We start from the raw sequence: 7,092 nt of genomic DNA, 5'->3' as shown, positions 1-7,092 counted from the left end.
GGGAAGTTTTGAGGTGTTTAGTAATGGAACATCGGCGACCGTAACGGTTGAGATTCTCAGTGCGATCGACGGGTTGGAGGGTAACGATACCCTCACGGGTTCCGATCGCGATGATTCCCTATTTGGAAATTTTGGAAATGACTGTTTGATTGGTGCCGCCGGAGACGATACCCTGCAAGGGGGAGAAGGATTGGATACCTTTGCCTATCTCTCTCGTTCTGGCACAAATTCCGATCGCATCGCCGATTTTACGCCGAGGAGCGATCGTCTCGTTTTCGACCGTAACGAATTTGGATTTGAGTTAATTGAAGGTACTCCTGAAAACCAACTCAGTTCGGAACAATTTGTCACCGATCCCAATATTCCGAACACCCTCACCAGTCCAATTTTAATCTACAACCAGCCAGATGGAATCCTCGAATATTACCCGAATGGTATCGGAATTGAGCCCCCTGAGACGGTCGCAGTTTTCGATGGTTCTCCGAACCTATCCACCAATGATATCCTGCTAGTGGGAACCTCAACAGAGCCGATCGCTCCAGTTACCGCCAAAGCCGATGTTGCAACCACACCCGATTCAATTTTGGGGACGGACGGCCCCGATGTCATCAGTCTGGATGATTTTCCCTCTAGTTTGAATGCGATCGCCATTCCCGTTTTAGACAATGACAGTCCGGCCGGTGGTTTGACAATTGACAGTCTCGGCACTGTGGTGGGAGGAAACGCGACCATTCTTGAAGGTGGTACGGCGGTGCAGTTTATCCCGACACTGCTAGGAGAAACCGTCGGGAGTTTTAATTATACTGCCAGTGACAGTGCGGGGAATACGGCATCTGCCCCGGTAACGGTTACTATTTCCGCCGTGACAGCCGTCGATGGTTTGGGAGGTGACGATATTCTCCGAGGAGCTGAAGGCGATGATTCTCTATTTGGAAATACCGGAAATGACACGCTACAGGGTGGCAACGGAAATGACATTCTCGAAGGAGGCTTTGGTGGTGATTTTCTGATAGGTGGTGATGGAAATGATACTTTCCTTTATCGATCAGTCGAGGAAGTGCAAGATAATCAAACCGACTCTATTTCGGATTTTGATTCTGATAGCGACCAAGTACAGTTTACGGAAGATTTCAGTGGCATCAATTTGATTGGTGAAACCGATGAAATTCCCGTTAATGAATCTGCCTTGATTTACGCACAAACAACTGGGGAGTTACGGTATGTTGATGAAAGTAACAATCAATTCGTTATTGCTGCTTTCAGTCCTTTGCCTGATGGTAGTTTCCCCCTTCTGGATGATTCATCAATTTTGATCCTTTAAACCATAGGGTCGCCATCAGACCGTTTCAGCTCAAATGAGGCAAAATTCAAAACGGAGCATCGGGCATCTTGCCTGTAGATTCAAAACGTAGCATCGGGCATCTTGCCTGTAGATTCAAAACGGAGCATCGGGCATCTTGCCTGTGGATTCAGATCGGAGCGCCTCATTTAAAATGAAACAGTCCACTACTAGACAGTACAATTACCGACGAGACGGCGGCAAAGTCCGGAAAATGCCGATTCCGGTGGGTCTGGTGGTTGTGGTTCCGCCGTCGGAGCCCGAAACGGAACTCGGCGCGACGGGAAGGGTGGAGGGCAAAGCTCGGTTCGTGTTCAGTCCGCCACCCGTCGTATTTTCGGAGGTTTGCAGGGAGTCAGAACTGCTGGAAACGCCCCCCGTCGTGGCGCCGCCGCCTCCGAGGGGGTCGCCGATGCCGCCCAAGGCATCGCCTAAAAAGGAATTGGTGAAGCCGGAGTCCTGTTCTTCCTCAAAAAAGGTAGCTCGGATGCGACGTTGGGCGATCGCATCTTCTGAAACGGGTTCGGTTTCGGCGATCGCGCCAGAACCTACCCCCGCAACAATGGTTAGCATCGGTAGCAGTAACAATAATTTTGACACATTACGGATGATCATATCAACTTCTCCAATACGAATTGAACCTCACAACATTAGCATAGGCGATCGGACGTGCGATCGCCCAACCCCGGTAATCTACGACTTAAACAAGGAAAACTTTTCAAATTTTTCAGCCAGCAGATAGTAAAAGGTGACGCGAGATTTATTCCGCGTATCTTTCATTGCTTCGCAAACCTCGGCGATCGCCCCGTCCAAATCGGCTTCATTGGCCGTCAGTTGCAGCTTTTTTTTTAAAAAGCTCTCCCGCACCCGATCTAACTCGGCTTGATCGCCACAGGAAACCAATGAAGCATCTCGGCTCCGCAAAGCAATGCCGAGATGTTTGACAATTTTTTCCACCACTTCTTCATCGACATTGGTCGTGTATTTTTGCACGTCCTGGATATATTCGTCCATTGGGAAATCTCCGCTCGCTTGACTGTATTTTTTCTTCAACAAAGATTCTGCTACAAAAGGCAATCGAGGTCAAGTATTGGCCGGAGTTAACCTCACAAATTGATTTAAAAATCAAAAAACGGACGCCCTCACTTCCCTACATCCGAAAACTCACGGTTCAATCCGACACCATCACCTCGCCGGTTCAGAACATCCGAGGGGGTGGGAATCGGCGACAACCGAGACGGTGACGGCTTTTGCTCTCGACAACCCATCCCCCCTCGACTTCTGCCCGCAATAACTCAAACTTTAAAAGTTGCGAATTGACACCGGATCGCCAATTCACTCAATTTCTGTTAAACTCAATACGTTCGCTCTTTCAACCATCTTCAACCCCTATGACAGTCCCCCATCAAAGCCCAGTTCTGACCCGACCCATCCAGAAAAAGCCGTCTAAGACGATTTGGGGATCGCCGTCTAACGGATGATTTTAGATAGAAATGATGACCCAAGATAGGGTTGTATTGAAAAAAATTGCGGGTCAACTGGGAGTATAAATCGATGAAATTTTGTTTTTTTATTAAAGATTGGTTGCGATGGATGATCGGAAAACGGGGGGTGCGATCGCTGGGAATTTTGAATGCGACATCGCCTCGGTTTTTGGTCGCACTCTTTTTAGTTTCATTAATCGCCGTACTGCAAATTCCGGCGATCGCGCAGCCACCCATCGCGCCGCCACCCATCGCGCCGCCACCCATCGCGCAGCCACCCATCGCGCCGCCACCCATGCTACAGGTTGACCCCCAACCGGCGGCTACCCCCCAACCGGCCACCCCGCAGCCACCGATCGCGAAGCAAGCGGAAATTCGGGGCGTGTGGATGACGAGCAACGACAGCGACATTTTGATGGATCAGCCCAAACTCGAAGAGGCGATCGGGCAATTATCTCGACTCCATTTTAACACACTTTACCCGGTAGTTTGGAACTCCGGTTATGTGACATATCCCAGTACGGTGGTACAAGAAGCGGGAATTCAAAACTTTGTTCGCCGGGGGATTCAAGGACAAGATATGCTGGCCGATTTAGTGCAACGGGCCCATCGTAAAAACTTGTTAGTGATTCCCTGGTTTGAGTTCGGATTTATGACGCCTCCCACCTCCGAATTAGCGTTAAATCACCCCGACTGGCTAACGCAACAGCGGGACGGAACCCAAACTTGGATCGGTGCAGCGGGGGAAGTGGTTTGGCTGAATCCCTTCCATCCGCAAGTGCAAAAATTCATCACCGATTTGGTGTTGGAAGTCGTCACCCGGTACGATATCGACGGGGTACAATTCGACGATCACACCAGTCTACCCAACGTCTTCGGATACGATTCCTACACCCGTTCTCTCTATCAACAAGAAACCGGAAGCAGTCCCCCATCCGACCCGTACAATTCATCCTGGGTGCGGTGGCGGGCCGATAAAATTACAGCCTTCGTCAGACAACTGAATAAAGCGGTCAAAGAGAAAAAGCCCAATGTCATTTTTTCGGTGACACCCAACCCCTATCATGTAGCCTACGACAGCCACCTCCAAGATTGGGCGAGGTGGGTGAGGGATGACCTGGTTGATGAGTTAATCGTGCAGGTTTATCGAGACGAAATGGACTTTTTTACTGCAGAGTTGAATCGCCCGGAAGTGAAAGCCGCCCAGAAAAAGATCCCGACGGCGGTGGGAATTCTGACGGGGTTGAGAAATAGACCCGTCCCGATGCCGTTCATTCAATCGAAAGTCCGGGCGGCCCGCGATCGCAATTTGGGCGTGGCGTTCTTTTTCTTTGAAAGTCTGTGGGAATACGCGCCGGAACCGGTCGCCGAACGGCAGTCAGATTTTCTCAATCTTTTCCCCAACCCGGCGGTGCGATCGTCGATTTAGGGAATGGAATACCCCCCATTATCCCCCTTAAAAAGGGGGACTGGGAAGCCAATTCTCCCCCCTTCCAAAGCAGGGCCGTGTCATTCTCCCCGAAAAATGGCGGAGGGAGCGGAGGGGGATTATTTTAAATTAAAAAAGGGGTGATTTTAGCCACAATAAATATAATCATCAAGCGCCGATCGCCGTCCCTGCCACGCCCCCGAGCAACTGATAGATCATCGCCGCGATCGCGAACAGGCCCAAAATAATCATCAAGCCGGCGGGCATAAATTTCTTCGTTTTGACATAGCGCCCCACGAAAGCGATCACCAAAACCACGGAAATAAACAGGGAAAAAATCAGCGCCCAGCCGAAGCCCTGGGCCTGGAGAAAAGCGCCCAAAAGCAGCAGAATGCCGCTGCCGACGCCCGCCATCAGAGAAATTTTACTTTGCGCTTTCGTATATCCGACGATCCCGCCGATTATCGCGAGAATTCCGTAGGCGATGGTTGCGATCAATCCCAGGCTCATGACTCCTCCTCCTTCAACAGTGACATCAACAGCAACCTATCAGGGACGGGAGGACACCGGCAAAAAACGTTGTAAAAATTAACGATTCCTCCGGACACCAATGCCGATAAAATATAGAAATGCGGCTTTTTCATTGAGATTTCAGCCGGTTTCGGTGCCCATTTCGATCCATTTTTGTCCGATGTCTTCCCTGCAACCCCACGCGATCGCGAAAATGAAGTTTCTCCAGCGTCAGGCCGCCTCCCTGCTGCTGTACCAGGGCGTGATGGAGGGGGCGATCGGCCGCGCCTTTTTGCACCTGTTGGAAACCTTGCAGCGGGGGGACACTCCGGACAGTCTGCAAGCCTACGGCGACTGGTTTCGGGTGCAGGCGGAACGCTGCCAAAGCTGGCAAAATTACCTGCTCACCCAAATTCTCCGGGCCGAGAACCCCTTCACCCGCCAGGCCCAACAGTCCGACCTGGACATCCTCCCCAGGTCCCTAACCGCCGCGGCCCGCCGCGATTTGGGCATCTTGCAGACGCTTTACCAGTGCGAGGGGGTGCAAATTGCCCTGTGGGTGCAGGCGATCGCGCAACTTCCCGACCTCCCCATTATCTGGGAAGACGCCCCCGATCGCGTCGAAAAAATTGAGGAACTCCCCCTGCGTCGCAAGTTGGCGGCACTGGACAATTGGGGGGACGGGTTGGAACCCCTGGCCGCCCACTACCGGCGCTACGGGACCGGAAAATTCGCCCGAAATCAGGCGTTTCGCTGGCAAAAGGGAGAACTGCGGGCGATCGCCAACCCCGACCCCGTGCACCTGAGTCAGTTGGTGGGTTACGAGTCCCAGCGGGAAATGTTATTGAAAAATACCGAATTTCTCCTGGCCGGATATCCGGCGCTGAATGTCCTGCTTTACGGGAGCCGCGGGTCGGGCAAATCCTCCCTGATCAAGGCCCTGCTGCACCGGTACGGCGATCGTGGGTTGCGGTTGATCGAATTCGCCAAATCCGACCTGGGGGCGCTTCCCGAGGCGATCGAGCAGTTGCGGGGGGTCCCCCAGAAATTCATCATCTTCGTGGACGACCTGTCCTTCGAGGAGGACGACGACGCTTTTAAAGCCCTGAAAGTCGTCCTGGAGGGAAATTTAACCGCCCGACCCCAAAATGTGGCGGTGTACGCCACCTCCAACCGCCGCCACCTGGTGCGGGAATTTTTCGAGGAGCGCCCCCGGCCCCAAGATGCCGACGAGGTGCACCACTGGGATACGGTCCAGGAAAAATTGTCCTTCGCCGATCGCTTCGGACTCACCCTCACCTTTGAACCGCCGGATCAGGACGCCTATCTGGCGATCGTCCGCCACCTGACAAACCTCGCCGGACTCGACATCGACCCCGAAGACCTGGACTATCGCGCCCGCCAGTGGGCCACCCGCCACAACGGGCGATCGGGCCGGACGGCGCGGCAGTTCGTGGATTTCCTGACGGCGGAATTTGCCGTTTCCGAGAAATAGCCAAAATTTCTGGCCCCCCTGGCCCCCATCCCCCCCAACCCCCATCCCCCCCAGCCCCCATCCCCCCCAGCCCCCATCCCCCCCAGCCCCCCTTTGAAAGGGGGGAGAAAGGGGGGAGTAAGGGGGGAGTAAGGGGGGAGTAAGGGGGGTGAAAGGGGGGTGAAAGGGGGGAGAAAGGGGGGAGAAAGGGGGGAGCCAGGGGAGGCAACGCTAGAAACTTTAACGGGGACTTTGAATCAAAAAGTGTATTTCTTTTGCAGCGAACGGCACTGTATAGGAGCGATCGTGTATTTATATCAAATCCGGTTAAATACCCGCTTTCGCCAAAGCCAATTCCGGCTCCCCCCTTTTTCCCCCCTTACAAAGGGGGGCCGGGGGGGATGGGGGTTGGGGGGGATCTCCGATTCTCAGGTAAATAACCGGATCTGATATGACATGACTCACAGAAACCATTATAATCAAAAAGTATCAAGCCTTTGAGGACATTGACTATGAAGGCAGAATTCACCGCAATCATTGAAGCGGCTTCCGAAGGCGGATACTGGGCAATTTGCCCCCAGGTTCCCGGCGCGAATGGGCAAGGCGAAACCATCGAAGAAGTCAAAGAAAATTTAAAGATGGCAATTCAACTGATTCTGGACGATCGCTTGGCAGATATTCGCAGGGGACTCTCCGAAGATGCCATCGAGGAAACCATATCAATTCCATGAAGCGAAAGGAATTAGAAAAGAAATTAAGAAGGGCCGGTTGTTATATCAAATCCGGTTGAATGCTCGGAACAAAACGGGTTAGATATCCAAACCGCTTGGGAATCAATTCCCGAGGGCGCAAGCCT

General features: G+C 52.7%; 7 protein-coding genes. 4 read left to right on the top strand and 3 right to left on the bottom strand.

Annotation, left to right across the window (positions count from 1 at the left end; genetic code table 11):
• Positions 1-1,321, top strand: a 1,321-nt coding sequence (locus AC0QHF_RS13120; protein WP_324704668.1) for a calcium-binding protein, incomplete at its 5' end; no start/stop codon positions are given.
• 201 nt (positions 1,322-1,522) lie between these two features.
• Here AC0QHF_RS13120 and AC0QHF_RS13115 read toward each other — a convergent pair.
• Together AC0QHF_RS13115 and AC0QHF_RS13110 are read right to left on the bottom strand one after the other, a co-directional pair.
• The gene (locus AC0QHF_RS13115; protein WP_324704667.1) at positions 1,523-1,912 is read right to left on the bottom strand and encodes a hypothetical protein; all 390 of its coding nucleotides are present in this window, start codon (positions 1,910-1,912) and stop codon (positions 1,523-1,525) included.
• 120 nt (positions 1,913-2,032) lie between these two features.
• Positions 2,033-2,353: a DUF2853 family protein gene (locus AC0QHF_RS13110; RefSeq protein ID WP_324704666.1), complete on the bottom strand. Its 321-nt coding sequence runs from the start codon at positions 2,351-2,353 to the stop codon at positions 2,033-2,035.
• 540 nt (positions 2,354-2,893) lie between these two features.
• Between AC0QHF_RS13110 and AC0QHF_RS13105 the strand changes: the two genes are divergently transcribed.
• Complete coding sequence (locus AC0QHF_RS13105; RefSeq protein ID WP_324704665.1) at positions 2,894-4,252, top strand: glycoside hydrolase family 10 protein; 1,359 nt, start codon at positions 2,894-2,896, stop codon at positions 4,250-4,252.
• Between the two features lie 168 nt (positions 4,253-4,420).
• Here AC0QHF_RS13105 and AC0QHF_RS13100 read toward each other — a convergent pair whose 3' ends face one another.
• Positions 4,421-4,762, bottom strand: a complete 342-nt coding sequence (locus AC0QHF_RS13100; RefSeq protein ID WP_324704664.1) for a TMEM14 family protein — start codon at positions 4,760-4,762, stop codon at positions 4,421-4,423.
• Between the two features lie 181 nt (positions 4,763-4,943).
• Between AC0QHF_RS13100 and AC0QHF_RS13095 the strand changes: the two genes are divergently transcribed.
• Both AC0QHF_RS13095 and AC0QHF_RS13090 read left to right on the top strand, forming a co-directional pair.
• Entirely contained in the window at positions 4,944-6,257 is a 1,314-nt protein-coding gene (locus AC0QHF_RS13095; protein ID WP_324704663.1) for an ATP-binding protein, read from the top strand.
• 491 nt (positions 6,258-6,748) lie between these two features.
• A complete protein-coding gene (locus AC0QHF_RS13090) occupies positions 6,749-6,967 on the top strand; it encodes a type II toxin-antitoxin system HicB family antitoxin (protein ID WP_324704662.1) in 219 nt (72 codons plus the stop codon).
• Positions 6,968-7,092: the final 125 nt, after the last annotated feature.

This window comes from Lyngbya sp. CCY1209 (genome assembly GCF_055795065.1).
This window is presented reverse-complemented; position numbering and strand designations above follow the sequence as displayed.